Genomic DNA, 25,152 nt, shown 5'->3' with positions numbered 1-25,152 from the left:
GTTCGGTAGTTTTATAACGAATGCATCGAAATTTGCTGGGAATTCTAACGATGCACACCCCAACTTTGAGGGGGATTAGCCGGGAATGGTTCCATCCGATCTAAGAACCGTTCCTCACCAGGCGGCACCCGCTCCCCGCGCGCCGGGCGTTCTCGCACGTCCTTGGCGGGCTCACGCCCGGCGAGCGTGAGCGAGGCCACAGGGAGGCGGAGCCGTCCCGGGCGGGGTTTCATCCCGACCTGCATGCCCAAGAGACGCCGAAACCCACCCGTAAGGTTGCTTACAGGTGGTGAAAAGTCCGAAAAATCAGGCGACTGGACGCCGTAGGGAGAGCGTCATCGCCTCCACGGCCATCTGCGGGTTGACGTTGGCGGCCAGCCGCTCCCGGCACCGCATGATCGCGTCGATCCTGCGCAGGGTGTCCTCCGGCGTCGAGGAGCGGGCCAGCCCCTCAAGGTCGTCCCTGCGGTCCTCGTTGGCCAGCTCGACATGCGCCCCGAACTGTACGGCCAGCACGTCCCGGTAGAACGCCACCAGGTCGAGCAGGGCCGTGTCGATGACGTCGCGCTTGGTCCTGGTCGCCCGGGACTTCTGCCGCTCCTCCAGGTCCTTGAGCGCGCCGGCCCCACCCCGGATGAGCCCCTTGTTGAGCCCCTTGCCCGAGGAGCCCTCACCGTAGATCTTCCGCAGCTCGGCGACCTCGGACTCGTTCAGGGTCGCGGTGACCGCGGCGGCCTCCTCCTCGGCGGTCTTCACCAGCCGTTCTGCGGCCGTGACGCACTCGGCGACGCCGGTCAGCGACCTGGGGATGGACAGCACCGCGTCCCGGCGCTTACGCGCCTGCTCGTCCAGCGCCAGCCTGCGGGCCCGGTCGATGTGCCCCTGGGCGGCCCTGGCGGCGAACTCCGCCGTGGCGGGCGGCACGTTCTCCCGGGTGGCCAGCACGTGTGCGACCGCGGCGGTCGGCGGGGTGACGAGCGTCACCTGACGGCAGCGCGACCTGATGGTGATCATCATGTCGTCGGGAGCGGGCGCGCACAGCAGCCAGACGGTCCTCGGCGGCGGCTCCTCGATCGCCTTGAGCAGCGCGTTCGAGGCGCCCTCCGTGGCACGGTCGGCGTCCTCGAACAGCACGACGCGCCAGCGGCCCAGGGTCGGCGCCCCGGCCGCGCGCAGGATGAGCTGACGGGTGTCCTTGATGCCGTACGACAGCCCCTGAGGCCGTACCGTCTCCAGGTCCGGGTGGGAGCCGACGGCCACCTGGTGGCACATGTCGCAGTGGCCGCACCCCTGGTCCTTGCAGAAGAGCGCGGCGGCGAAGGCCCTGGCCGCCTCCTCCCTGCCCGACCCCGGCGGGCCGGTGAACAGCCACGCGTGGGTCATCCCCGCGCCGCGCCCGCCCGCCAGGAGCTCGGCCCCCGCCACGGCGGCGCGGCGCAGCGTCAGGGCCGCCTGCTCCTGCCCCACAAGGTCATCGAAGACACCCACGCCATCAACCTACCGCCGGGATCAGTCGCGGATGACGGGGATGGTCCCCGTGGCGTCCTCCGCCTCCTGCGGCACCGGGTCGGGCAGCATCTCGCGCATCCGGTCGTGGATGAGCTGGGAGATCCGCTCCTGGGGAAGCGTCCCGTCGAGGACCAGATAACGCTCGGGTTCGGCCGCGGCCAGTGCGCGGAACTCACGCCGCACCCGCTCGTGGAACTCCATCGGCTCCGACTCGATCCGGTCTGCGGCCCCGCCGAGCCGGGCCAGCCCGACCGAGGGCGGGGTGTCGATGAGCACGGTCAGGTCGGGGACGAGCCCGCCCGTCGCCCACCTGTTGAGCCGCTCGACCTCCGCCTGGTCGAGCGCCCGCCCCGCGCCCTGGTAGGCCAGCGAGGAGTCGACGTAGCGGTCGGAGATCACCAGGGCGCCCCTGTCGAGGGCGGGACGGATGACCTTCTCCACGTGCTCGGCCCGGTCCGCGGCGTACAGCAGTGCCTCCGACCTGGCCGAGAGCCCCTGGTGCACGGCGTCGAGCAGGATCGCGCGCAGACGCATCCCCACCTTGGTCGAGCCGGGCTCCCTGGTCTGCACGACGTCGAAGCCCTGGTCCCGCAGCCAGATCGCCAGCAGCCGCGACTGGGTGGTCTTGCCCGACCCCTCGCCGCCCTCGAAGGCGACGAACACCCCCCTGCGGTGCCCGGAGCCGCCCGGCACCGGGCTGCCGTGCCCCCGCAGCGCCGCGACCAGGTCGGCCAGGACCGACATGCCGGGGCGGTCGTCCATCTGCCGCAGCGCGAGGAAGCCGACGGTCACCGCGAGCAGCGCCCCGATCAGCAGCACCAGGTTGGAGCCGTCGAACACGTAGACCGTCTCCCGGCGGAAGACGAAGTCGTGGCTGCCGAACAGGCCGGCCAGCGTCGGCACCACCGCGACGACCAGCAGCAGCGTGACCCTGGCCAGCGACTGCAGGAAGGAGAACGTACGGCCCCGCAGCCCGTCCTCGACCTCCAGGCCGATCATGGTGTAGCCGATGATCCAGGCCGTTCCCGCGCACGCCCCCAGCAACGTGGTGAGCATGACGACGATCGCCAGGTTGTGCACCAGCGCGACCGCGGCCAGCACCGCCCCGGCCCCGATGATCGACAGTCCGAACAGCCTGCGCCGGGACAGCTCCCGCAGCATCCGGGGGCCGAAGAACATGCCCGCCGCCATGCCGAGGAAGACCGCGCCGAACATCACGCCGTAGGCCGGGTCGCCGCCGCCGAGCGCCCGCACGTAGAGCTTGGCCACCCCGACCACCGCGCCCCCGGCGGCGAACGCGCCGATCATGCCGGTGATCAGTCCGCGGACCAGCCTGTCCCGGCCGACGAAGCGCCAGCCGTCCACGATCTGCCGCAGCACCGAGGGCGTGGCGACCTTGACGGTCGGAGAGGTCGTCTTCGGGATCTCCCTGAGGGTGAAGATGATGACGGCCGAGGCCAGGTAGGCCAGGGAGTTGACGAACAACGCCAGCGAGGTGTCCGCGAGAGAGGGCACCAGGGCGCCCAGCAGGTCGGTGGTGAAGGACAGCACCGCGAACAGCAGCGCGGCGATCGGGGCCGTGCCGTACGTGACGAGCAGGTTGAGCTGGTTTGCGGCCTCCAGGCGCTCCTTGGGCACCAGGTTCGGCACCGTGGCGTCCTTGGCCGGGACCCAGAACAGGTTGACGCACTCGACCAGGAACGTGGCGACGATGATCCACTGGTAGTTGCCGACCAGCGGGATCGACAACACCAGCGCGAAGCGCGCCACGTCGGCCGCGACCATCGTCAGCCTGCGGTCGAACCGGTCGGCGAACGCGCCGGCGAGCGGGCCGAGCAGGATCGCCGGGAGCATCTTCGCCACGAAGACGCCGCCGATCGCGAAGCTCTGGATCCGGTAGCCGGACCCGGCCGTGAGGTTGCCCGCCAGGGCGGTCAGCGCGATGAGGTTGAGCCAGTCGCCGAGGCTGCACACCGACATGGCCGTCCACAGCTTGCGGAACGGCGCGTTGGCCAGCACGTGGGGAGGCTTGCGACGCGCGGTGTTCCGGCCAGGGGTGGTCATGATGTCAGCGTATCCAGGTGTTCGCCGGGCGGGGGAAGACACGGGACCAGGCGATGTGCCAGGCCGTTCGTCGCCTGAGGTTAGTACGTACGGCCCGGCCCGCGCAGCGGAGGCGGTAGGAAAACCGGTGGGTTCACCCCGCCTTCCGCCGGTCTCCCGGACGGAGTTCGAGCAGGGTGATCTCCGGCGGGGCCCCGACCCTGACCGGCGGCCCCCAGAAACCCGCTCCCCTGGTGACGTAGACCTGGGTGCCGTCGACCTCGCCGAGGCCGGAGACCATGGGCTGCTGGAACGGGACGATCAGGTTGAAGGGCACCATCTGCCCGCCGTGGGTGTGCCCGGAAAGCTGCAGGTCCACGCCGTACTTCGCCGCCTGTACGGCCTGCACCGGCTGGTGGGCCAGCAGGACGGTCGAGCGCCCCGGGTCCCGCCCGCCGAAGGCCCGCTCGAAGTCGGGCCCGCCCCCGCCCGCGGTCCCCGTGACGTCGTCGACCCCCGCCAGGTCGAGTACGGCTCCCGCGTGGGCGATCTCGACCCGCTCGTTCCGCAGCGGGCGGACTCCCAGGTCACGGAGCTCCTCGACCCACTCGTCCGGGCCGTTGGCGGTGTAGTACTCGTGGTTTCCGGTGACGAAGTAGGCGCCGTAGCGCGACTCCAGGCTCCGCAGCGGCCTGGCCAGCGGGCCGAGCTCGGCGACCGTGCCGTCGACCAGGTCTCCCACGACGGCCACCACGTCGGCCTGGAGCCCGTTGATCATGCGGACGATGCGCTCCGTGTGCCCGAGACCGGTGAGCGGGCCGAGGTGGATGTCGCTGACCACGGCCAGGCGCAGCCCGCCCAGACGCGGGTCGAGGCCGGGCAGCGCCACGCTCACCCGCTCGATCAGCGGGTCGCCGAGGGCGGTGCGCACCCCCGTCCCGACCGTGACGAGCGCCCCGGCCCCGGCGACGGCGGCGGCCGTACGGGCGACGAAGTCCCTGCGGTTCATCGCCACCCCCTTCGGCTCCTCGCCGGAGGGCTCCTCGCCAGGAGGTTCGGGAGCCCCGACGAGCACGGGGGCGGTTCTCGCGGGCGCCCGCCGCCGCAGTACGGCCAGCGCGACCGCCCTGGGCACCTCAAGAACCACGAGGAACACGGCCAGGTAGTACATCACCGCCAGCCACAGGAACCCCGGCCACGCCAGGAAACGCCCCCAGTCGCTGTGGGAGCCGACGAGCGTGACGGGGATGAGCGCTCCCAGCGCGACCGTCGCCCAGGTGAGCGCCCTGCGGAGCGGCCCCGGGGCGGTGGTCGCCCGGACGAGCCTGCGCCACAGGTAGTAGTGGACGAGGGTGGTCATCAGGACGATCAGCACCACGAAGCCCATCGCCGCCACGACTCGCTTTCTTTCGCGTCCGCTCGCCGTACCCGGCTCGTTTCCAAGAACGTCCGCAACCCCGGATGCGTTCCGTGAAAACCACGAAAAAACGCCCGGGACCCCGGAAATCGGGGCCCCGGGCGGGAACGAACGTCAGGCCTTGGCCTTCGCCCTGGAGGTGGTGCGCTTCTTCGGCGCCGGGCCACGGGCGCGACGGTCGGCGAGCAGTTCGGCGGCACGCTCGGTGGTGATCTGCTCGACCTCGTCACCCTTGCGGAGGGAGGCGTTGGTCTCACCGTCGGTCACGTACGGGCCGAAACGCCCCTCCTTGACCACGATCGGCTTCTTGGAGACCGGGTCCTCACCCAGCTCGCGCAGCGGGGGAGCCGCGGCGGCCCTGCCCCTGCCACGGGCCTTGGGCTGGGCGAACAGCGCCTCGGCCTGCTCCAGGGTGACCGTGAACATCTCCTCCTCGGAGGCCAGCGATCGGGAGTCGGTGCCCTTCTTCACATAGGGCCCGAACCTGCCGTTCTGCACCGTGACCACCTGGCCGTCGAGCTCACCCAGGCTCCTGGGCAGCGAGAGCAGGCGCAGGGCGTCGTCCAGGGTGACGGTGTCCAGGGTCATGCTCTTCAGCAGCGACTCGATGCGCGGCTTGGGCGCGTCGGCCTTCTTGGTGCGCTTCTTCCCCTCGGCGGGAGGCTCCTCCACCTCGGGGAGGATCTCGGTCACGTAGGGGCCGTAGCGGCCGTCCTTGGCCACGATCACGTTGCCGGTGACCGGGTCCTTGCCCAGCTCCCTGACCCCGGACGGCCGGGCGAACAGCTCCTCGGCCATCTGCGCGGTCAGCTCGTCGGGGGCGAGGTCCTCCGGGACGTTCACCCTGGCGCCGTCACGGTCGAGATACGGACCGTAGCGGCCGACCCGGATCATGATGTCGGTGCCCCGGATCGGGAAGGAGCTGATCTCCTTGGCGTCGATCTCTCCCAGCTCGGTGACCAGGACCTTCAGGCCCTCGTCGCCCTCGGCGCCGTAGTAGAAGCGCCGTAGCTCGGGGACCCGCTCGGCCCGGTCGTTGGCGATGTCGTCGAGGACCTTCTCCATGTCGGCGGTGAAGTCGTAGTCGACGAGGTGCCCGAAGTGCTGTTCGAGCAGGTTGACCACCGCGAACGCCAGGAAGGACGGCACCAGCGCCGTGCCCTTCTTGAAGACGTAGCCACGGTCCAGGATCGTTCCGATGATCGAGGCGTAGGTCGACGGACGGCCGATCTCCCGGTCCTCAAGCTCCTTGACGAGCGAGGCCTCGGTGTAACGCGCGGGCGGCTTGGTCGCGTGCGCCAGCACGTTGAGCTCGGCCGCGGTGAGACGGTCGCCCTCGGTCAGGGTCGGCAGCCGCTTCTCGGAGTCGTCACGGTCGGTCGCCGGGTCGTCGGCCCCCTCGACGTAGGCCTTCAGGAAGCCGTGGAAGGTGATCGTCCGGCCGGTGGCGGAGAACTCGACCTGCTCCCCCGAACTGGACGTCCCCGTCACCTTGACGTTGATCGACTCGCCGACCGCGTCCTTCATCTGGGAGGAGACGGTCCGCTGCCAGATCAGCTCGTACAGCCGGAACATGTCGCCGGTCAGCCCGGTCTCGCCGGGGGTGCGGAACTCCTCCCCCGAGGGGCGGATCGCCTCGTGCGCCTCCTGGGCGTTCTTCACCTTGCTGGTGTAGACCCTGGGCTTGTCCGGCACGTAGGCGGAGCCGTACAGCTTGATGGCCTGGCTGCGGGCGGCGGCGACGGCGGTCTCCGACAGCGTGATGCTGTCGGTTCGCATGTAGGTGATGAAGCCGTTCTCGTAGAGGCGCTGGGCGACCTGCATGGTGGACTTCGCGGAGAAGCCCAGCTTCCTGCTCGCCTCCTGCTGCAGCGTCGTCGTCCTGAACGGCGCGTACGGCTTGCGGGTGTACGGCTTGCGCTCCACGGAGGCGACCGTGTAGGCCGTACCGGCCAACCTGCCCGCCAGTGCCCGCGCGGCCTCCTCGTCCAGGTGGAGGACGCCCGCGGTCTTGAGGGTGCCGTTGCTGGCGAAGTCGCGTCCCTGGGCGACGCGCCTGCCCTCGACGCCGGTCAGCGCGGCGGTGAACTCGTGGGGAACCTCGTCACGGCCGGTGTCGAACAGCGCCTGCAGGTCCCAGTAGCTCGCGCTGGTGAACGCCAGGCGCTCACGCTCCCGCTCGACGACCAGCCGGGTCGCCACGGACTGCACGCGCCCGGCGGACAGGCGGGGCTTGACCTTCTTCCACAGAACCGGGCTGACCTCGTAGCCGTAGAGGCGGTCGAGGATGCGCCGGGTCTCCTGGGCGTCGACCAGACGCAGGTTCAGGGCACGCGGGTTGGCGACGGCCTCCTGGATCGCCCTCGGGGTGATCTCGTGGAAGACCATGCGGTGAACCGGGACCTTGGGGTTGAGCACCTCACGCAGATGCCAGGCGATCGCCTCGCCCTCGCGGTCCTCGTCGGTGGCGAGGTAGAGCTCGTCGGCGTCCTTGAGCAGCTGCTTGAGCTTGCTCACCTGTGACTTCTTGTCGGGGTTGACGACGTAGAGCGGCTCGAACTCGTGGTTCACGTTGACGCCCAGACGGGCCCACGGCTCGCCCTTGTACTTCTCCGGGATGTCGTCGGCCTTCTCGGGGAGGTCGCGAATGTGTCCGATGCTGGACTCCACGACGTAGCCACGGCCGAGGTACCCAGCGATGGTCTTCGCCTTGGAGGGCGACTCGACGATCACCAGGCGGGTTCCGCCGACGTTGCCGTTCTTGGCTGGCACGCTGCTTCCTACCTCGCTGTTCCCATTCGTTCCCCGTTCACTTCCACTCGGGTTACCCGATCCGCATCGGGCACACTCCAAGTAAAGCCGCAAGGACGCACAATAAAGCCCTATGGGAGCCGACGTCCCCTGCACACCCTCGGAGACTAATCGCTGTGCTCGACTACTCCTACTTGGTTCTCCATCTTCCGCGTGGCACCTCCCGGGACGTGGCCCGGAGGATACTGACCGAACATGCAGAATACGGCGACTGGGAACTCGACCGTCTGCGACTGTATCCCGACGGCCGCCGTGACATCCGCCTGCGTCGCAAGATCATACGTGTGACCAGGACAATGTGACCTCTGTCATGGCTTTCGGCCATGCCCCTCGACGGCTTTCGACATGGCTTTGCCCGCCCCGGGCCGCGCCCCCGGAGCGGGCAAAGCTCTCGTGCCCCGCTCGATGAACGAAGATCGTCGATCTCCCCCGTCATCCGCGAAGCGTCCGGCGTCTCCCACAGATGATCGGAGGAGACATGTCTAGAGGGTTACTAACGCCTTACTTCTTGGCGAAGCGGATACGGCGCGCGGTCACGAAGAGAGCGGCGGAGGCGGCGGCCATGGCTCCGAGCAGCAGCGCGAAGAGCGAGCCCGAGTTCATCCCGGTCACCCCGATCGGCTGGGCGGCGCTCATCAGGCCGACCGGCAGCCCGGCGTCGACGGGCAGGTCCTTGCCGCCGAGCAGCGCGCCGCCCTTCCCCTGCGCGGGCCGGGGCGCCGACTGGGGCGCCGACTGGGAGGTACGGGTCACCCCCACGATCCCGCCCCTGCCGAGGAGGCCGTCCACGAGACCGGCGGAGGCCGGACGCGGGCGCGAGCCGACCGGCGTCTGGGGCAGCGTGGGCAGGACTCCCTTGACGCGGCCGATCAGCCCCTTGACCGGGGCGGGAAGCACGGACAGCAGCCCTCCGACGACCCTGGGGGCCACAGCCGGGGGCGCGGCGGGAGCCGGGGGGTTCCCCTTGCCGTAGGCCTGCCACACCTGACGCGCCCCGACGGGCACCCCGGCGACGGAACCGACCGGGTTCCCCACCCGGGAGCCGCCGAGGCAGCCCGCGGCGGCGTCACCGAGGGCGGCGACCGCGTTGCCGCACGCGTTCACCGGGGCCGTGATCGGCGCCGTCACCTGGTTGCCCGCCGCCACCCCGGAGGTCCCGTCGGTACGGTTGCCACCCGCGCCCCGGCCGTAACCGGCGCCGACCGAGGAACCGCCCCGGCACCCGGCGAAGGCGTCGCCCGCCACCGCGACCGCCGTACCGCACACGTTCACCGGGGCCGCGACCGGCGCCGTCACCTGGTTCCCCGAGACCACACCGGACCTGCCGGAGGTCGTGTTGCCGCCCGCGCCCCGCCCCGCGCCGAACCCGTTGATCGAGGAGCCGCCGACGCAGCCCGCGGCGGCGTCGCCCGCCACCGCGACCGCCGTGCCACAGACGTTCACCGGGGCCGTGATCGGCGCCGTGACCTGGTTGCCCGCCGCCACGCCGGAGGTGCCGGAGGTCGTGTTACCGCCCGCGCCGGGGCGGCCGGTGCCCGCGTAGCCGGTGTTCGGACGGGCGGGGACGCCGGGAACCTCGGCACCGCCCGTGCAGCCGGAGAAGGCGTTGCCGACCGCCCCGACCGCGAGACCGCAGACGTTCGCCGGGGCCGTGACCGGCGCCGTCACCTGGTTGCCGCCGAGCACCGACGACCTGCCCGAGGTGGTGTTGCCACCCGCCCCGCCGCGACCGCCGGACCCGACCACGGAGGCGCCGCCCCGGCAGCCCGCGACCGCGTCACCGAAGATCGCGATCGCGTTGCCGCAGACGTTCGCCGGCGCCGTGATCGGCGCCGTGACCTGGTTGCCGCCCAAGACGCTGGAGGTCCCGTCGGTACGGTTGCCACCGGCCCCGCCTGCGCCCCGGCCCCGCTTGACGACCGAGGCGCCGCCCCGGCAGGCCGCCAAGGAGCCGCCGACGACCGAGACGGCGTTGCCGCAGGCGTTGACGGGAGCGGTGACCGGCGCGTTGACCTGGTTGCCACCGAGCACGGACGACCTGCCCGAGGTCTTGCCGGGGATACCGCCCTTCTCGGCGGCCGAGGCGCCGCCCTGGGAGACCGCGGTCGACGTGCCTCCGACGGCCGCGGCGTTCCCGCTGATGTCGACGGGCAGGGTGATGGGAGCCTGGATCTGGTTGCCGCCGCCGACCGAGTGCCTGCCGTCGGTGTCGGCGAGGGCCGTACCGCTGCCCAGGGACATGACGCCCAGCGCGAGCAGTGCCGCCGGGGCGGTGCCCTTGACCCACATACGCATGATTTATGCTCCTATGCGATTATTTATCGGTGCTTAATAGGGGAATGCCGGAAATTTCGTGATCGGCTGGAGGCCGTGCGGGGTCGGCTGAGCGCCCGTACGGCGGCGACCGTCACGAGGGATGTGTGTTCTCCGGCGGAATGATCTGAGTTCGCGACCACCGGGCCGGCGCCCGGCACGAGCGCGCGAGAGGCCCGGATTGGGGCCAGGGGAACTCAGTCAGGGGAGATGGAGGGGTCGTCCGCCGCTGTGCGGACGACCGGGGGGAACGCGCGGGCCGCAGGGACACGCCGCGCCGTCACCCGCGGGTCGTGAACGAACCGGGTGACGTCCCCCGCGCCCGGCCAGGAAAGACCGGAACCGCCACCGCCCTGGGGCACGAAACCGTTCGCGCCCGAGTTGTGGTCGGCCGACGCGGGGGTCGGGAAAGCAGGCTTCGACTGGCTGGTGAGCCCGTCCACACCCCGCCCCGCCATGGCCTCGGCGTCTCCTGACACCGAGAACCCGCCGCCGCCCGTGGGGAAGACACCGGCCTGGAAGGCCGGTCCGGGAGCGGCCGGATCGAGAACGTCGAGATGTGCCGTCTCCGTGGCCGCGGTGGTGTCCGCGATCGCCGGAGCGGCACCGAGAAGCCCGAAGACAAGCGCGAGCAACCACCCGGCGGCCACCAGGCCGCCGAGCGCGAGAACCCGCCTGACGACTGTCCGGGCACCGGCCACGAACCGTGCCATCCGGTCAGCCCGGACAACGGGGACAGTCACGCACGCGCGCTGGACGGCGGACGGGAGAACCCTCCACCGACCATGCGGCACACGCGCCACGCGAACCTCCCCGAAGCTCCCAGCCGGACCAGCCCAAGGCAAAGCCCGGCCCTCAACGGAGCGTTACGCTATCAGCACGGGGAGTCAACGTGAGAGGTTTCCTGAGGGTTTGGCCAAGAACCTCTCAGCAGGCGTCGAGGAAACGGTCAAGCACCCGCACCCCGAACTTGAGCGAGTCGACGGGCACCCGCTCGTCGACCCCGTGGAACATCCCGGAGAAGTCCAGGTCGGCGGGCAGCTTGAGCGGCGCGAAACCGAACCCGCGCACCCCCATCACGCTGAACGCCTTCAGGTCCGTCCCCCCCGACAACGTGTACGGCACCGCCAGCGCCCCCGGGTCCTCGGCCACCAGGGCGTCGGCCATGGCCCGCACCAGCGGCCCGTCGAACCCGGTCTCCAGGGCGACATCGTGATAGACGAACTCCCTGGTCACGTTGGGCCCGAGCAGCTCGTCGAGCGTCTGGAAGAACTCCTCCTCGTAACCGGGCAGGAAACGGCCGTCGATGTGCGCGGTGGCGGTCTGCGGGATCACGTTGGCCTTGTAACCCGCCTGGAGCATGGTCGGGTTGGCGGTGTTGCGCAGTGTGGCGCCGATCATCCTGGCCAACGGGCCCAGCTTGGCCACGGTCGCCTCGGGGTCGTCGGGGTCGAAGTCGAACCCCAGCGCCCGGGAGGTCTCGGTGAGGAAGGTCTCCACCGTCCGCGTCAGCCGTACCGGCCACTGGTAACGCCCGACACGGCCGACCGCCTCGGCGAGCTCGGTCACGGCGTTCTCGGCGTTGAGCATGGAGCCGTGCCCCGCCCTGCCGGTCGCGGTCAGCCGCATCCAGGCGATGCCCTTCTCCGCGGCCTCGATGAGGTAGAGCCTGCGCGCGTCGTCGATGGAGACGCTGAACCCGCCGACCTCGCCGATCGCCTCCGTGCACCCCTCGAAGAGGTCCTTGTGCTCGGCGGCCAGCCACTGCGCGCCGTACTCGCCCCCCGCCTCCTCGTCGGCGGTGAACGCCAGCACCACGTCTCTCGGCGGCCTGCGCCCCTCGCTGATCCGCTGCCTGACGACCGCGAGGATCATCGCGTCCATGTTCTTCATGTCGACGGCGCCACGCCCCCAGACACAGTCGTCGGCGATCTCCCCGCTGAGCGGGTGGAGGGTCCAGTCGGCGGCGTCGAACGGGACGACGTCGAGATGACCGTGAAGGAGCAGCGCGTCACGGGAGGGGTCCTCCCCCTCGACGCGCACGACCACGTTCGCCCGGTGGCTGTCGGATTCCAGGATGCGCGGCTCAAGCCCGACCTCGGCCAGCTTCTCCGCGACGTACTCCGCCGCCGCCCGTTCCCCCGGACCCGAGTTGTCGCCCGCGTTGGTCGAGTCGATCCTGATCAGATCACGGCACAGCCCCGCGACCTCGTCCTCACCGTTGAGCGTGGTCATGGCGACTCCTTAAATCTCGTACGGCCTGCGCCTCCCATCCTGCCGTCGCCGGACACGTCTCGGCATCCCCGGCGGACCTGCCCGCATACCGATATGACGCAAGCTCAAGAGTTTGCTAACCTGATTCCGCCGACGCGGGATGACGGTCCCGCGTGCAGGCACCAAGTCCGGGTGGCGGAATAGGCAGACGCGCTAGCTTGAGGTGCTAGTGCCCTTTGCGGGGCATGGGGGTTCAAGTCCCCCCTCGGACACACTCGATTCGCCTATGAGGTGCTGGTCAGTTCTCGAACTGACCAGCACTTTTCTTTTTCCCGGGTGATAGACGAGCCACAGCCCGAGGTCCGCGTAGATCTTCGCCTTGCGCACCGGCTCCGCCTCGCCCAGGATCCGCACCATCCCACCGAGGGCGTGCATCATCTCGGCCAGGTCGTCCCTGCCGAGCCTGCGTGAACGGACCGGAGTGCGACGGAGCCTTCTTTCCGCCTCCACCTTCCGCGCCTGCTCCTCCCTGATCCACCCGGCGACCACTCCCGGATCCGCCCCGGCCTCCAGGGCCGCCCGATGCTGAGCCAGCCTGCGGTCGGACTCGGCGATCTGCCGCCGGGCCGCGACGAGCCCCTCACCCTCGGAGGCGCCGACCAACTGGGCGGCCACGAGCATGTCCAGGGTCTCCTCCACCCGGTGCGGCGCGAACAGTCGGCCGAGCCAGCGGTCCAGCCGCGGCACCACCACGTCCTCGCGCAGGTAGACGTTACGCGGGTGCGTCACCCGGTTGGCCAGCGCGTACTCCTCAGGAAACCGGCACCGGTAATACGGTGCATCGTTGACCCAGTTGCCCTGCATCCGCCGCTCGCACACCCCACAGAAGATCAGCCCCCGCAGCACGTACGGCTTGCCGACCTTCCTGGGGCGCCGCCCGCTCTGCCGTCCGCCCCGTCCGGCGAGCACGGCCTGGGCCTCGTCGAAATCCTCGACACCGACGATCGGCGGATGAGCCGCGGCCTCTGACCACACCCACTCCTCACGGGAGTTCCAGCGGAGCTTGGTGGTGTGGCCCAGGCCGACGTCGTCGACGTCGATCAGGACCTCGTCCTTGCGCTGCTTGTTCCACACCTGATGCCCGGTGTAGCGGGGGTTGGTGATGATCGCCCGCACCGCCGACTTCGACCAGGCGACGCCGACCCGGTGCCGGTTGCGCTCGGGGTCGTGTGCGGACGGGCTGGGGATGCCGTCGCGAGTGAGGCCCTCGGCGATGGCGTACAGGCCGTACCCGTCCAGGAACTCGGCGAAGATCCGGGCCACCACCGGCGCGGCCACCGGGTCGAGCTCCAGACAGTGCAGGCGTCGGCCGTCGGCGGCCTTGGCCGGGTTGGGGTGCGGGCCGGCGTCCCCCAGGCGGTAGCCGTACGGCGGTCGCCCGCCCAGGAAGCGCCCTTCCATCTGGGCCTGGGCCGACATTGCGGTTCTCACTCGAATCTTGATCCGGTTCCGCTCCCCCTTGCTCATCCCACCGAAGACGCTCATCACCAGGTCGTGCGCCTCGTTAGCCGGGTCGATCGGCCCACCGACCTCGGGCACCCACAGCGGCACCCCGAAGTGCTCGAAGATCGGGAAGGTCAGGCCGTACTGGTTGCCGTAGAACGCCCGATGTGGCTCGCCGATCACCACGGCGTCGAACCCCCGGTGCGGGTCACGCAGTTCGGCCAGCAGTGCCGAAGCGCGGGGGCGGCGCTGCCAGGGGATCGAGCGGGACTTGTCGACGTCGAAGAACTCGGTGACGACTTCCCCACCACGGGGTTCGATCAGTGCCCGCGACCGGGTGATCTGCCAGGCCCGCGACGACTCGGGATCCTGGTTGTCCTCGGTCGATACCCGGCCGTAGAAGGCGAACCGCATCGTGTTCCTTTCGTCAGGCAGCGTCAGGCAGGACGTGGCTTTGCAGCTGGGCGTGAGCCTCCAGCAGGATCTCCAGCAGCTCCCCGGCGGCGTCGAGGGTCAACGTCGGAGGGCCAGAGGGAAGCGCTACGTGAACGTGATCCTTGGGGGTGGCGGAAGCCATGTGTGTCCTTCCAAGAGCACGATAGGAGGCGTGATCGAGGAGCGTGCGCCCACTTTTGAGGGGGTAGCCGTACCGGCCGTACCAGCCTTGTTTTGCCTGGTCAGGGCCGGTACGGCTTTTTCAGTGGTACGGCTTGAGCCGTACCGGGACGGCGATCTCACGGCGTTCAGTGGTACGGCTAAGCCGTACCGCGATAACAAGCCTCATTGGGCCTGACCTGCGATGTTGAGGGTGGTACGGCCGGGACGGCTCCCCCTCTCCAAGGGGATCAGTGCGCCCTGCTCGGCGTCGGCAGGGTCGGGGCAGTAGCGCGTCCAGGCGTCGGTGAAGTCGATGCGCTGGTACCCCTTGGCCTGCCCCACGGGGAGCGGAAAGCGGATGGTGGACGATCGGATGTCGTATTCGCGCAGCAGGACACCCAGCTTCATGGGCGTGAGCCCGTTGGGGCCGTAGTCGGCCCACGGGGCTTCCGGGTCGGCCTTGAGCCGCTCCAGCAGGGTCGCAGTGGGGAGAGCGGTGTCAGTGCGGAAGGCCGTACGGCAGTCGGCCAGCAGCCGGACCCGCGGAGAAGGCTGACCCGCGTCGTCAGCTTCGGCGGTCAGGGCCAGCACCGCGGCGCGAGCGCGGTCGGGCCAGTGGCCCCCGGCGTAGTCGGCGACGGCGACCAGCGGTTCCCAGGTGTCGGCGGCGCGGTCCTCGACCGGCATGGGCGGTTCGGCGGCTTCCAGGGTGGCCAGGTCGGCGCGGAGCCAGGTGGACAGTTCGGCGGCCAGCTGGCGCAGCGGCGGCCGGTCGCGGCGGTGCCGGTACGGCGCCACCGTCTCACCGGGGCTACGCCGACGCATCCGAACCACCACCGCGCGGTCTTCGATCGTGTCGGGCATGGCGCCGATCCCGGCGAGGGCGGCCATGCAGAACGTCGGGATCGACTCGACGCGGTTGGTCGCGGCGTCGTACCGCTTGGCCGGACGGTTCCTCTGGTGACCCGCGTTGAGCAAGCCTCTGAGGTCTTCGTTCCCGTCGGCCTTCGGCCCGAAGATCGTGTCCGCCTCGTCCACGAGCATGGTGGGCGGGTCGTCGCTGATGGACCGGTAGACCGCGGCGCTTGAGCTGTTGACGGTGATGAACGGCTCATGGCAGGTGGCCTCGACCACGTCGAGCAACCGGGACTTGCCGCACCGCTTCTCGGGTGCGCGGATCACGAGGCGGGGGGCGTGTGCCCATGCGGGCTGGGCGTGGGTGGCGGCGATCCACAGGGTGACCGCGTCGGCGGCCTCCTCGGTCGGCAGGATGACGTACCGGGTGAGGGCGGCGCGAAGCCGGTCGAGTAGTTCCGCGCCGCGGCTGATGGGTTCGGGCATCGGGTCTCCCTGCTGGTTGAGCGTGCTCATGCGCTTCGCCGGGTCTGGGCGGCGAGGCGAAGGCGCTGACGGTCGTTAGGATGGGGGCGGGCGAAGTCGGCGCGGTGGCCGTCCCAGCGGCGCTGGCTCAGCTCCGAGTAGGGGCGAGTGCGGGCCAGTTCCCGCACGTGATTTGCCAGGCGTGCCCAGTGGCCGGCCATCTCGTAGTGAGCGTGGCCGTAGCCGGTCTCCCAGCCAGAGCGGTGACCGTCGCGGTAGCCCTGCTCGTAGGCGGCTCGTTCGCGGCGATGCTGGCTGTCGAGGTCAGCCACAAGCGCGGCCATGGCGCGGTAGGCGTCAGGCGGAGTGTTCATGGGTCTCCTTTCGGGTCAGCGGACATTGAGGAGGCGGACGCCGGGGCGGGCGCGGTGGCCGGTACCAGTGCAGGTGGGGCACTGGCCGTTGGAGCGGTAGATCAGGACGCTGTTTCGGTAGCCGGTGCCACGGCAGGGGCGGCAAGTGGTGTGCGGGCGTCGGGCCAGCAGACGCCAGTAGGCGAGGAGGGCTGCAGCCAGCACCGGCACGAGCAGGAGGACGAACGTCGTCAGGTGGAAGACAGTGACGGCGGCGAGGGCGAGCAGGGCCAGCGGGACGGTTTTGGGCATGCGGACCACGACCTTCGGCGGGTGTGCGGACGGGGTGGGTGTGACCCCCTGTGACCCCCTCACGGGAAAGGGGGGTCTGGGGTCGTTTCGGGGCTCGGGGAGGGGGTGGGGGTGTGACCCGCACAGGGGGTCACACCCCCACGTTTGCGCTGTTCAGGGGGTGCACAGGGGGGTCACACCCGGGGGTGTGCGGGTCACAGGGGGTGTGACCCCCCTGTGATCCCCGGGTGTGACCCGGGGGTGTGACCCCCCGCGGCGGCCTGGAAGTCCTCCAGGGCGTAGCCGCGGCCCCGCTCACCGCCCCGCTTGAACGGCTGTGTGAGGGGGCCGATGCCGTAGGGGCGCAGGGCGTCGGCCAGGTCGGTCTGGGTCAGGCCGAGAGCGGTGGCGAGTTCGGCCGAGTGCAGCCGTTCGGCGTCGGCGGCGGCGAACACGGCCAGGGCTCGCGCGACGATCGGCGGGGCCGTCGCGGCGACGGCGGGCCGGGTCGAGGCGGTCGATGGGGTTGGTGGGGTGGGGATGTGTTCGGCGCGCAGGAGTTCGCGGGGCTCGGGCCAGGTGGCGGCTGACGAGGCGGCTGGGGCCGGGGTGGGGGTACGGGCGAGGTCGAACGGGTCGGCCCAGTCATCGGCCCTGCCGGTGTCGCGTCCGCCGAGTAGGACGGTCAACCGCCGCGCGGGCAGCCAGGCGGCCTCATGAATGGCGAGTTCGGTTCCTGGGCCTCCGGCGCTGGGGCCGGGGCCGATGCCGACGGGGGTGGCGGTGGGGTCGTCGGGGTCGGTGAAGGCGGCCCGCATCCGGTCGTACCGGGCCGCGTAGGCCGGTCCGGCCAGCTGCTGGGCGCGCGGGTCGAGGTCAGGCCGGACAGCGGCGATCTGCACGGCGGCGGAGATGACGGTTGAGGGCAGCATGTACTGGCCCTTGAACGGTCGGGGCAGGGCTTGGCCGGTCTGGACGAATCCGCAGCCGGGGCCGGGCAGGTCGGCGACGTTGACGCCCCGGACGTGTTCATACATCAGTCCCAGTTCGGACTGGTCTTGCACGTACATCGCGATCCGGACGTGGGACTGCTTTTTGATGTTGACCGGCAGCATGTCGGTGGTCGGGCGGAGTGAGGAGGCGATGATCCGCACCGCCGAGTCGCGGCCGATCCGCTGGATCTCCTCCAACGCCTCACGTAGGTACCTGACTGAGGTGTCTCCTGGGGAGACGGCTTCGGCGCCTTCGTCGAGGACGATGACGATCTCCGGCAGGTCCGGGGAGACCGGCATCAGCGTGGCATCGGCGGCGATCTTGAGTTTGCGGGCTGAGGTTTTGCGGTCCTTGGCGATCTGGACTGCGGCTTCGGCCATGTGCAGGGCCTCTTGTGGGGTGGAGGCGGCCCAGTCGATCGCGGGCCGGTCGGTGCGGCCTTCCAGCCAGGGCGCCAGCCACATCTGTGACAGTGACCCGCCGTTGAGGTCGATGTGCCACACCAGCGCGTCCCGGCAGCGGGCGACTCCGGAGGTGAGCACGTTGAGCAGGATCGTCTTTCCTGATCCGGTCTGGCCGATGACCAGGGCGGAGGCTTGCCGCAGCGGCACCTGGACCGGGTCGCCGTTGCGGTACTGGCCGATCTCGACGGGGTCGTTGATGCTCGCGCCGACCGTCAGCGGCGGGAACGGCACCTCCTCGCTGAGCCGGTTGACGGTGGAGACGCGCAGGATGACCGCGCCGCGGTGCGCTCCGGGGCTGATCTCGACGCCGCACCCGGTGGGCAGGCGGGCATCGGTGGCCAATGCGTCGGCCTGCCCGGCGATCTGGGCGAGGGTGGAGCCGCTGCCGGGCAGGTCGGCGTGGACGTCGTAGCCGGTGCCGGTGGCCCACATGGTCACGTCGGTGACGATGACGGTGATGCGGCATACCCGCTGGATGCGGGCTTGCCATTCGAGGCCGATCCGGCTGGTGTGGCGCACCACCAGCGCCGTGCTGGTCGAGGTGGCCGGGCGGGTCGAGCGGCGGCCCAGCGGGGCCAGCAGCCCGGCGGTGAGGGCGCCGAGTCCGAGCCCGGCCATGGTGTTGAGGTTCCAGGGGGTGGTGGCCAGGGTGTAGGTCCACCAGGCTCCGGCGCTGATCCAGCAGCCCAGCCGGTACAGCAGCCCGGTGGGGGTGTGGTCGTGGTGGGCGCTCACCAGGACTGTGCCCAGCGCCCCGACCGCGGTCGCGGCGCCGCCCCATAGGGGGTCCAGTCCGGCGGCGTCGCCGATCGTGGCCAGCGCGGCCAGCGCGAGCGCGCCTTGGGCGGTGGCGCTGACGGTGCCGCGAGGGGACAACGACCAGTCAGCGCGAGGCTGAGGCCGGGAACGAGGTTGGGGGCGGGTGGTCGTGGTGGCGCCCACGGTCATCTCCTTTCTGTGTCATCACGGCCGGTACGGCGGCCGGACCTGGTGAGGGTGGTCAGACGTTCCACAGCGGTTCGTTGGTGCGCGGCGCCTCCTCGCGCTTGAGGTCCTCGGCGTGCACCCGCCGAAACAGCGGCCCGATCTCCTCGGCGAGGGTGACCAGCACGGCCTGGGCCTGGTAGAGGTGGTGGATCGCCTCGACCACGGCCGGGTTGATGGGGTAGTCGGACTGAAGGCGGGTGGTGTAGGTGCGGATCGCCAGCGCGACGTTGGCGGGCACCTCGGCGAGCTGGTCAAGCTCGCGGGCGACGACCCACATGTCAGCGGGGGTGTGACTGGCCGCGGCGGCGTTCATCTCAGCGGCCGTGACGACCAACGGGAAGGCAGACATGACGCGGTTCCTCCTGTAGGTGGGTGACGGTGAAGCGAGGTAGGGGTGACGGCGCGCCCCGGCGCCGGCCGAAGCGGCCTCCCCCTCGGGGGCGGGGGTGCTTTCGGCGGTCTGGCCGGTCGAGGCGGGTTCCTCGGGAGGGTCGTTGGGCTCGCGGAAGACGCGGATGGTGTGACCGCACCCGCACGTGATGGTGTGATCAGGCTGATCTACCGGGATCGTGACCGTGTGCGAGGTTCCGCACCGCGGGCAGAAGATGGTCTCGGTGAGAGCCGGGTCACCCGTCGAGGGCGTCTCAGCCGTGGTGTCGCCGGTGGTTTCAGCGGCTTCGGTGCTCTCGGCGGAGGCGGGGTTGCGGGTCTTGCGGCGGCGCCAGCGCTGGACCAGCACCGCCAGCAGGGCCAGCAGCGGCGCGGCCACCGGCCCGTACCAGCGGTCCAGCTTCTCCGCCGCGCGCCGACGCGCAGCACTGAACCCCTCGCCCTTCTTGCTGTTCTTGGCGGCTTTCCAGGCGGATGAGATGCGCTTGCCGGTTCGCCGGTCGGCCCACGCCCCGGCCCGCCGAGCCTGCGCAGCAGCGGCCCGGCCCGCACCGCGCACCGCCCGGCGTGCACCCTGACCTACAGCGCGGTAGGCGCGCCCGGCCCGGCCGCCGGTCTTGGCGTTGACCGAAGCGGCGCCTTTACGCACCCGGTCAGCACCACGGCGAGCCATGCGGACGCTTCCCTTGGCGGCCCGGCGGCTCATCCGGGCGAAGTTGCGCCCTGCTGTACCGGTGGTGGCCGCGACACGGCGCGCCGCGCCGAGTGGTCCCCGCTGCCGGGAACCTGCGGAATCCTTGTCCTTGCCGGTGCCGTGGCGCTTCCTCTTGCCGTCAGTCGGGTGGGCCGATCCGTTCGGCGACGAAGACCGATCTCGCTTGGTGCGGCGGCCCTTGGGCTCGGTCGAGCGTGACCGGCCTGCCGAACCGCCCTCGGAACGGCGGGCGCCACCGAACAGACCGCCCAGGACGCCCGGCCCGCCGGACCGGGACCCACCACCAGCGGAGCGGCCGGACCGCCCGGAGAACACGCCACCGCCACCGGTGCGGGTACGGCCCGCCGGGCGGGACGCGCGGCCTTCGCTGCGCAGTCCACCCAGCACGTCCCCGCCCCCACCGCTGCGGCGGCTTCGGCGGCCTCGACGGTTCCGGCCGTGCCCGGTGTGGCCGTCTTCCCAGCTGGTTCCCCAGGTGCGTCCCGACCGGCGGCGCTGGTAGCGGTGCCGCACGTAGGCCACCGCGCCGCCCCCGGTCAGCACCCCACCCGCGATCAGGCCCGGCAGGCCCAGCAGCTGGTAGACGGCGCCCAGAGCGACCGCGCCAGCGGACAACCCCCCGGCGGCCAGGTGTGCCGCCGGGACCCCATCAAGCCGCTCGCCATGGGTGTCGCCCGTGTCCTGGTCCTGCTCGGGGGCAGTCTGAGGGGGCGGTGCGGTCGAGGTGGTGACTGTGCTCTCGACCGGGTCGACGTCGGCGGGCGCCGGTCCGGGCGGGTTGGCGGTCTCGGTGTCGCTCATCAGCTCATCTCCAGATCGAACAGAGAGGTCTGGTCCGCGCACAGGCCGCACGGCTCCCACGGCGACCGGCCGTGGGCGCGCGGAGTGCGGCACTGCTGGTCGGCCGGAACACGCGGCAGCGACAGAACGTGCTCGTTCAGGTCCACCAGGGCCATGCGGCGGGCGGCCTGTTCCTCACCGGTCGCCCCGCAGAGGCACACGAATTGATAGACGGTGCCGATGTCCTCGGCGGTGCGTATGACCTTCGGCCGGTGCCGGACCGACGCGGGCGCGGTGGTGGCCATCACGCGCCTCCGACCAGGGTGTCGCGGACGGCGCGGGCGACGTCTGTGCCGCACCGCAGCGCCCGGCGGATTGCGGCGGCGCTGGGGAACGGCGGCAGGTGCCCGGCGTCGATCAGCCGCCGGGTCTCGGCCAGCTCGGGAGCGAAGTCGGCCTTACCGTCCCCCTTACCGGGGTTACTGGAATCGTCGTCGGCGGGGTCTTCCGGAGGGGTGTTTTCCCTGTACGTAAGGCCAGTAAGGGCGTCGGTAAGGGCCTCTGAAAGGCCGGGGGCGGGCAGGGTCGCCAGGACCGACCACAGGGTCGGCAGCAGCCAGATCGCGGTCACCGCGCCGAGCGGCCCCAGCGCGTGCACGAGCAGCGGCAGCGGGTCGAACCCGGACCACTTCAGCGCGGGCCAGCAGTTGAGCACGAGCGTCAGCCCGAGCAGCAGCGCTTCGGCCTTGAACAGCTTGCGGCCGTGCGGGCTGCTGCGATCGACCGGCTTGCCGCGCATCGCGGCGTACGCCTGGACGGCGACGGCCGCCAGCAGCGGCAGACTCAGAACCGGCTCGACACCGAAGGCAGCCCACCATCCGGCCGTCCCGGCGTCGAGGGCGAGCCCCTTGGCGACGCTGGCCTGTACGCCGATGGAGGAGATGCCCAGGGCGATGGTCGCGGCCAACATCGCCATGACCGTGCTGACCCGACGCATCCGAGCATCGGTCCAGGCAAGCGTGGTGGGGTCCTGGCTCAGCGCGTACAGCCGCGCGGCCTCAGCCACCCGGGCGCGGCGCTTACGCACCTTCGCCGTATCGACCAGCAGCGGCGCGTCATCGGCCTGCAGCTCGACCAGGCGGCGGGACTCGGCGACCCGGGCGCGCAGCTCACGAACCCGCCGGGTCTCCCCATCCTCCTCAGCCGGGACCGTCGAGGAAACAGGGTCGGCCAGGCCGTCGGCCGGGGCCGGGTCGCGCAGCGCGGCGACCCCGGCGGCGTAACGCTCGATCTCGGCCAGCCCCTGGGCGATCTCTTCCGGGGACGGTTCCGGGGACGGGGTGGGGGCGGTGTTCATCCCGTCACCCCCGGCAGGGGCAGGGCGTTGGGCTCAGCCGAGAAGAACAGGACGTTCGCGCCGTGCCCCTTGCCCGGCATCTGGTCCAGCGCCCAGGACAGCAGGCCCTCCCGGGTCGAGCGGCCGCCCACGTCAAGCGTCCGCATGAGGGTCCACTGCTCGAACCCCCCGCTGTGCATCGGCTGGGAGATGGTCAGGATGATCAGGAACGGCACGGTCGTGGGGGCTTCGGGCTGGTGGCTCATCGGTGCACCTCCGAAACGGATCGGGTGATGTCGTGGTGGCCGGTCCACATCCGGTAGAGGGCGGACACGGCGGCGATGTCGGGCAGGTCCTTGGGGCGGAGCGCGGCGCGCTTCCAGGCCAGGACGTCACCCAGGCGCATGAAGGGCAGGCCGTCGATGATGTCGGCGGTGGCGATCAGCCGGTCACTCGACCAGCCGGGCGTCCACCGGTCGAAGACCTCGATGTCGGCGTGCGGGTGGCGGATCACCTGGCCGTGCCCGGACGGGGCCGGGCGGGGGGCACCGAGTGTGGCGGCGATGGTCCAGGCCGGGCCGATGGCCAACACGTCGAGGTCGCCCATGCGGTCGCGCAGGCCGCGCACGTACAGCGCGGCCGATCCGCAGATCACATACGAGCCGTGAGGCAGACGCAGACCGGTCAGAGTGGCGAACAACCCGGCCGGGTCAGTCAGCAGGGGCAGAAACATCTCAACCCCCCGAACGGGCCAGGCCGCGGCAGGTGCGGCAGCCGTGCAGGCGGCGGGCGCCGTGCGTGCGGCAGCGCTGGATCTGCGAGCCGGTGGTGCCGCACCGCGTGCATCCGGTCAGTGCGCTGTGACGGCGCGAGCAGGCCGGGCACTGGAATCGTGCGGCCATCACGCCACCTTTCCGAACTCGGCCGCCTGGTCGGGCCGAGCGGCGTGCTCAGCAGCCTGGGCAAGCTGGTCGGCGTGCTGGGCGACCTGCTCGGGCGTGCGGCCCGCCCAGATACCGGAGGAGGGGCGGACCTCGGCGGCGTACAGGCCGCAGAACAGGTGCGCGGGGCAGGTGGCGCACACCTCGCGGGCGACCTCCTCACGGGCGGCCTGCTCGCTGGGCGTCTCGGCACCCTGCTCGGGGTCGGGGCCGGTGTGCAGCTGCGGGTCGTAGGCGCACTCGGGAAGGCGCGGCTCCCCCTCGACGAACCATGCCGCGTCAAGCTGCTCACCCGTCATCCGGGACGGGTGCAGGGGCAGGACGGCCTGAGCGCCGTAGACATCGGCGTAGACGCGGGCGACGGCCTCAAGACCGGCCCCGCTGTGGTCGCTCAGGTCGGTGGTGCACACTGTGCCGAACCGGCCGCCGGTGCGCTCCACCACGGCCAGACGTGCCGCTGCCGGCAGCGACGGGTCCCGCAGACGCAGGCCCTCCGTGATGGGCTCAACCCCGACCGTGTGCTGCGTCGAGGCGGTGGTGTGCAGGCGAACGAGATTTGCCATGATGGCGAGAACTCCTGACTACTGAAGAGTGGAAAAGGAGCCGGCCGGGGCGGCGTCGGGACTTGGCGGAAACGAGCCGCCCCGGTTCTGTTAAGCGGTGATGGTGATGGCGATCCAGCGGGCCGCGGCGCCCCGGGAGGGCAGGCCGTGCCGGGTTGCGGTGGGCAGGTCGTAACCAACGCCCGCGCTCCACACGACTCCGCCTCGCGCTCCGCGGCTGCGGGTGATGAACCCGGCGACGTCGGCGGCGGTGCGAGGGGTGGCGGGGGTGGCGGTGACCAGGTAGCCGACCGGGTCCGGCGGGGTGCCGATGCGGCGCAGGACAGCCGGGCCGGGGTGCAGCCACAGCCCAGCAGACCAGAGGGCGGGCTGGCCGTAGCCGGTGACCCAGGTCGCGGTCAGCCGTAGGTGTGCCTCCGACCACATCTCCTCAACGCCGGAGTCGGTGTCGGGAGCAATATGGGCGGTGAGGTTGTGGACGGTGGCGCACGACCAGCACACCGCCCGCATCCCCAACTCACTCATCCCGCCGGGCCGCTCCACGGTGAGGGTCTGCACGTCCCAGGCGGGACGGCGACAGCCGGGCAGATGGCCGATGGGCCGCCAGTTGAGGTAGGCATGTCGCAGGTTGCTCATCAGCTGGCCGCCTGCGTGGAGTTGTTGCCCTGGCACAAGGGGCAGGGGTAGGGGCCAGTGCCGGGGTTCCAGATCTGACCGTTGCGGCAGTCCGACGTGCATACGTCGGACTTGGCCAGGATGGGCGGGCAGGTCATGATGATGATGCTCCTTAGCGGGAGTAGAGGGGCGGCCCCGGGTCTTGGCGGATTGGGGGTCGCCCCGTTGTCGTGGGTGGGGTTAGCGGTCAGCCGAAGTTGGAGGCGAAGGTCACGAAGGCGTCAGCTACGGCCATCAGCCCGTTGAAGGCGTGCGTGGTTACGACTGCGGCTCTGTTGGGCTCTCTGACGACGAAGAACAGGGTGAGAGCGCCGAGCAGTACGAATAGGAATCGGCGAGGGTGCGAGCCGTTCATGTGTAGGAAAGTCCTTTCGAGGGAAGCGGCACAGATCACTACAACCGACTTAAACAACCTCGCTGTATTAAGACAGTAGGACTGCATGGGGGTGAGAGTCAACCCCTCCGTCGTAAGACAGTTGATCGATATGCTGAAGTCGTGGCAGAGGGAGATCTCATGGGTGGCGCTCCACAGGCGAGCCGACGAATTGCAGACGACCTCAAATCCCAGATCGAGCAAGGCGCTAACTACCCACCAGGCACAAAGCTGAAGTCGTATCGGCAGCTTGCGGCCGAGTACGGTGTAGCGCACAACACCGCTCAAGCAGCTGTGCGACTTCTCCAGGCAATGGGACTTGTGGAGATAAAGGCCGCTAGCGGTGCTTATGTCCGAGAGCGCATGCAAGGCCTCTCCTCCACAGAGGAGCTGCCGCAACTGCGCGCTGAGCTCGAACAGGTCCGCGAGCAGTTCCGTCAGGTCAGACTGTCCCTGGCAAAGGCTGAACAGGCTCTCGAAGAGGTTGTCGATCGCCTCCCACCAGAAATTCATGCGGGCTGAGCCCTTTGCACCCATAGCGTCCACTTGCACCTCCCTCCGGTC

General features: G+C 70.6%; 22 protein-coding genes, 1 tRNA gene and 1 pseudogene. 3 read left to right on the top strand and 21 right to left on the bottom strand.

Annotation, left to right across the window (positions count from 1 at the left end):
- Nucleotides 1-306 precede the first annotated feature (306 nt).
- From ABT340_RS22460 to topA, 4 genes are all read right to left on the bottom strand, one after another.
- Nucleotides 307-1,488: a DNA polymerase III subunit delta' gene (locus ABT340_RS22460; protein WP_352012747.1), complete on the bottom strand. Its 1,182-nt coding sequence runs from the start codon at nucleotides 1,486-1,488 to the stop codon at nucleotides 307-309.
- Between the two features lie 21 nt (nucleotides 1,489-1,509).
- A complete protein-coding gene (gene tmk, locus ABT340_RS22455) occupies nucleotides 1,510-3,573 on the bottom strand; it encodes a dTMP kinase (RefSeq protein ID WP_352012746.1) in 2,064 nt (687 codons plus the stop codon).
- A gap of 133 nt (nucleotides 3,574-3,706) precedes the next feature.
- Nucleotides 3,707-4,939 (bottom strand): metallophosphoesterase, encoded by a 1,233-nt coding sequence (locus ABT340_RS22450; protein WP_352012971.1) that lies wholly within the window; start codon nucleotides 4,937-4,939, stop codon nucleotides 3,707-3,709.
- A 144-nt stretch (nucleotides 4,940-5,083) separates the two neighbouring features.
- Entirely contained in the window at nucleotides 5,084-7,741 is a 2,658-nt protein-coding gene (gene topA, locus ABT340_RS22445) for a type I DNA topoisomerase (RefSeq protein ID WP_352012745.1), read from the bottom strand.
- A 155-nt stretch (nucleotides 7,742-7,896) separates the two neighbouring features.
- Here topA and ABT340_RS22440 point away from each other — a divergent pair, with 155 nt between their 5' ends.
- Nucleotides 7,897-8,082 (top strand): DUF5703 family protein, encoded by a 186-nt coding sequence (locus ABT340_RS22440; protein ID WP_312863762.1) that lies wholly within the window; start codon nucleotides 7,897-7,899, stop codon nucleotides 8,080-8,082.
- Nucleotides 8,083-8,281: 199 nt separating this feature from the next.
- Here ABT340_RS22440 and ABT340_RS22435 read toward each other — a convergent pair whose 3' ends face one another.
- From ABT340_RS22435 to ABT340_RS22425, 3 genes are all read right to left on the bottom strand, one after another.
- On the bottom strand, nucleotides 8,282-10,075 hold the full coding sequence (locus ABT340_RS22435) for a chaplin family protein (RefSeq protein ID WP_352012744.1): 1,794 nt from the start codon (nucleotides 10,073-10,075) through the stop codon (nucleotides 8,282-8,284).
- 215 nt (nucleotides 10,076-10,290) lie between these two features.
- Nucleotides 10,291-10,806 carry a hypothetical protein gene (locus ABT340_RS22430; RefSeq protein ID WP_352012743.1) on the bottom strand — a complete coding sequence of 172 codons (516 nt, stop codon included), beginning with the start codon at nucleotides 10,804-10,806 and terminating at the stop codon, nucleotides 10,291-10,293.
- A 214-nt stretch (nucleotides 10,807-11,020) separates the two neighbouring features.
- The gene (locus ABT340_RS22425; RefSeq protein WP_352012742.1) at nucleotides 11,021-12,328 is read right to left on the bottom strand and encodes a M20/M25/M40 family metallo-hydrolase; all 1,308 of its coding nucleotides are present in this window, start codon (nucleotides 12,326-12,328) and stop codon (nucleotides 11,021-11,023) included.
- A 165-nt stretch (nucleotides 12,329-12,493) separates the two neighbouring features.
- Here ABT340_RS22425 and ABT340_RS22420 point away from each other — a divergent pair.
- Nucleotides 12,494-12,579 (top strand) — tRNA-Leu (locus tag ABT340_RS22420).
- Nucleotides 12,580-13,069: 490 nt separating this feature from the next.
- Here ABT340_RS22420 and ABT340_RS22415 read toward each other — a convergent pair.
- The 14 genes and pseudogenes from ABT340_RS22415 to ABT340_RS22350 all read right to left on the bottom strand — a co-directional run.
- Nucleotides 13,070-14,224: pseudogene (locus ABT340_RS22415) on the bottom strand (recombinase family protein); the annotation flags it as partial.
- A 366-nt stretch (nucleotides 14,225-14,590) separates the two neighbouring features.
- A complete protein-coding gene (locus ABT340_RS22410) occupies nucleotides 14,591-15,778 on the bottom strand; it encodes a DUF3631 domain-containing protein (protein ID WP_352012741.1) in 1,188 nt (395 codons plus the stop codon).
- Complete coding sequence (locus ABT340_RS22405; RefSeq protein WP_352012740.1) at nucleotides 15,775-16,101, bottom strand: hypothetical protein; 327 nt, start codon at nucleotides 16,099-16,101, stop codon at nucleotides 15,775-15,777. The genes ABT340_RS22410 and ABT340_RS22405 overlap by 4 nt, the downstream gene beginning before the upstream one ends.
- A gap of 15 nt (nucleotides 16,102-16,116) precedes the next feature.
- On the bottom strand, nucleotides 16,117-16,392 hold the full coding sequence (locus ABT340_RS22400; RefSeq protein WP_352012739.1) for a hypothetical protein: 276 nt from the start codon (nucleotides 16,390-16,392) through the stop codon (nucleotides 16,117-16,119).
- Between the two features lie 194 nt (nucleotides 16,393-16,586).
- Nucleotides 16,587-18,770, bottom strand: coding sequence for a hypothetical protein (locus ABT340_RS22395; protein WP_352012738.1), 2,184 nt, complete (start codon nucleotides 18,768-18,770; stop codon nucleotides 16,587-16,589).
- Nucleotides 18,771-18,828: 58 nt separating this feature from the next.
- Entirely contained in the window at nucleotides 18,829-20,721 is a 1,893-nt protein-coding gene (locus ABT340_RS22390; RefSeq protein ID WP_352012737.1) for a hypothetical protein, read from the bottom strand.
- Nucleotides 20,721-21,005: a hypothetical protein gene (locus ABT340_RS22385; protein WP_352012736.1), complete on the bottom strand. Its 285-nt coding sequence runs from the start codon at nucleotides 21,003-21,005 to the stop codon at nucleotides 20,721-20,723. The genes ABT340_RS22390 and ABT340_RS22385 overlap by 1 nt, the downstream gene beginning before the upstream one ends.
- On the bottom strand, nucleotides 21,005-22,057 hold the full coding sequence (locus ABT340_RS22380) for a hypothetical protein (protein WP_352012735.1): 1,053 nt from the start codon (nucleotides 22,055-22,057) through the stop codon (nucleotides 21,005-21,007). Before ABT340_RS22380 ends, ABT340_RS22385 begins: the two co-directional genes overlap by 1 nt.
- On the bottom strand, nucleotides 22,054-22,302 hold the full coding sequence (locus tag ABT340_RS22375; RefSeq protein WP_352012734.1) for a hypothetical protein: 249 nt from the start codon (nucleotides 22,300-22,302) through the stop codon (nucleotides 22,054-22,056). The genes ABT340_RS22380 and ABT340_RS22375 overlap by 4 nt, the downstream gene beginning before the upstream one ends.
- Nucleotides 22,299-22,769, bottom strand: a complete 471-nt coding sequence (locus tag ABT340_RS22370; RefSeq protein ID WP_352012733.1) for a hypothetical protein — start codon at nucleotides 22,767-22,769, stop codon at nucleotides 22,299-22,301. The genes ABT340_RS22375 and ABT340_RS22370 overlap by 4 nt, the downstream gene beginning before the upstream one ends.
- Nucleotide 22,770: 1 nt before the next feature.
- Complete coding sequence (locus ABT340_RS22365) at nucleotides 22,771-22,938, bottom strand: hypothetical protein (protein WP_352012732.1); 168 nt, start codon at nucleotides 22,936-22,938, stop codon at nucleotides 22,771-22,773.
- Complete coding sequence (locus ABT340_RS22360; RefSeq protein WP_352012731.1) at nucleotides 22,938-23,540, bottom strand: WhiB family transcriptional regulator; 603 nt, start codon at nucleotides 23,538-23,540, stop codon at nucleotides 22,938-22,940. Before ABT340_RS22360 ends, ABT340_RS22365 begins: the two co-directional genes overlap by 1 nt.
- A 90-nt stretch (nucleotides 23,541-23,630) precedes the next feature.
- Complete coding sequence (locus ABT340_RS22355) at nucleotides 23,631-24,176, bottom strand: hypothetical protein (protein ID WP_352012730.1); 546 nt, start codon at nucleotides 24,174-24,176, stop codon at nucleotides 23,631-23,633.
- Between the two features lie 226 nt (nucleotides 24,177-24,402).
- On the bottom strand, nucleotides 24,403-24,570 hold the full coding sequence (locus ABT340_RS22350; RefSeq protein ID WP_352012729.1) for a hypothetical protein: 168 nt from the start codon (nucleotides 24,568-24,570) through the stop codon (nucleotides 24,403-24,405).
- Nucleotides 24,571-24,729: 159 nt separating this feature from the next.
- Here ABT340_RS22350 and ABT340_RS22345 point away from each other — a divergent pair, with 159 nt between their 5' ends.
- Nucleotides 24,730-25,110: a GntR family transcriptional regulator gene (locus tag ABT340_RS22345; RefSeq protein ID WP_352012970.1), complete on the top strand. Its 381-nt coding sequence runs from the start codon at nucleotides 24,730-24,732 to the stop codon at nucleotides 25,108-25,110.
- Nucleotides 25,111-25,152 lie beyond the last annotated feature (42 nt).

Source organism: Streptosporangium sp. NPDC000239, from assembly GCF_040300765.1.
In the GTDB taxonomy this organism is placed as follows: domain Bacteria; phylum Actinomycetota; class Actinomycetes; order Streptosporangiales; family Streptosporangiaceae; genus Streptosporangium.
Note: the sequence above shows the minus strand (reverse complement) of the source record. Positions and strands in the feature narration are given on the sequence as shown.

What these genes read in the sequence shown, in the direction of transcription:
- ABT340_RS22385 (WP_352012736.1), bottom strand. Translation starts at nt 21,005, where the DNA reads ATGGCCACCACCGCGCCCGCGTCGGTCCGGCACCGGCCGAAGGTCATA.
- ABT340_RS22430 (WP_352012743.1), bottom strand. Translation starts at nt 10,806, where the DNA reads ATGGCACGGTTCGTGGCCGGTGCCCGGACAGTCGTCAGGCGGGTTCTC.
- ABT340_RS22365 (WP_352012732.1), bottom strand. Translation starts at nt 22,938, where the DNA reads ATGGCCGCACGATTCCAGTGCCCGGCCTGCTCGCGCCGTCACAGCGCA.
- ABT340_RS22405 (WP_352012740.1), bottom strand. Translation starts at nt 16,101, where the DNA reads ATGAACACTCCGCCTGACGCCTACCGCGCCATGGCCGCGCTTGTGGCT.
- ABT340_RS22410 (WP_352012741.1), bottom strand. Translation starts at nt 15,778, where the DNA reads ATGAGCACGCTCAACCAGCAGGGAGACCCGATGCCCGAACCCATCAGC.
- ABT340_RS22390 (WP_352012737.1), bottom strand. Translation starts at nt 20,721, where the DNA reads ATGAGCGACACCGAGACCGCCAACCCGCCCGGACCGGCGCCCGCCGAC.
- ABT340_RS22435 (WP_352012744.1), bottom strand. Translation starts at nt 10,075, where the DNA reads ATGCGTATGTGGGTCAAGGGCACCGCCCCGGCGGCACTGCTCGCGCTG.
- ABT340_RS22360 (WP_352012731.1), bottom strand. Translation starts at nt 23,540, where the DNA reads ATGGCAAATCTCGTTCGCCTGCACACCACCGCCTCGACGCAGCACACG.
- ABT340_RS22345 (WP_352012970.1), top strand. Translation starts at nt 24,730, where the DNA reads ATGGGTGGCGCTCCACAGGCGAGCCGACGAATTGCAGACGACCTCAAA.
- ABT340_RS22355 (WP_352012730.1), bottom strand. Translation starts at nt 24,176, where the DNA reads ATGAGCAACCTGCGACATGCCTACCTCAACTGGCGGCCCATCGGCCAT.
- ABT340_RS22400 (WP_352012739.1), bottom strand. Translation starts at nt 16,392, where the DNA reads ATGCCCAAAACCGTCCCGCTGGCCCTGCTCGCCCTCGCCGCCGTCACT.
- ABT340_RS22375 (WP_352012734.1), bottom strand. Translation starts at nt 22,302, where the DNA reads ATGAGCCACCAGCCCGAAGCCCCCACGACCGTGCCGTTCCTGATCATC.
- tmk (WP_352012746.1), bottom strand. Translation starts at nt 3,573, where the DNA reads ATGACCACCCCTGGCCGGAACACCGCGCGTCGCAAGCCTCCCCACGTG.
- ABT340_RS22425 (WP_352012742.1), bottom strand. Translation starts at nt 12,328, where the DNA reads ATGACCACGCTCAACGGTGAGGACGAGGTCGCGGGGCTGTGCCGTGAT.
- ABT340_RS22350 (WP_352012729.1), bottom strand. Translation starts at nt 24,570, where the DNA reads ATGAACGGCTCGCACCCTCGCCGATTCCTATTCGTACTGCTCGGCGCT.
- ABT340_RS22380 (WP_352012735.1), bottom strand. Translation starts at nt 22,057, where the DNA reads ATGAACACCGCCCCCACCCCGTCCCCGGAACCGTCCCCGGAAGAGATC.
- ABT340_RS22370 (WP_352012733.1), bottom strand. Translation starts at nt 22,769, where the DNA reads ATGTTTCTGCCCCTGCTGACTGACCCGGCCGGGTTGTTCGCCACTCTG.
- ABT340_RS22450 (WP_352012971.1), bottom strand. Translation starts at nt 4,939, where the DNA reads ATGGGCTTCGTGGTGCTGATCGTCCTGATGACCACCCTCGTCCACTAC.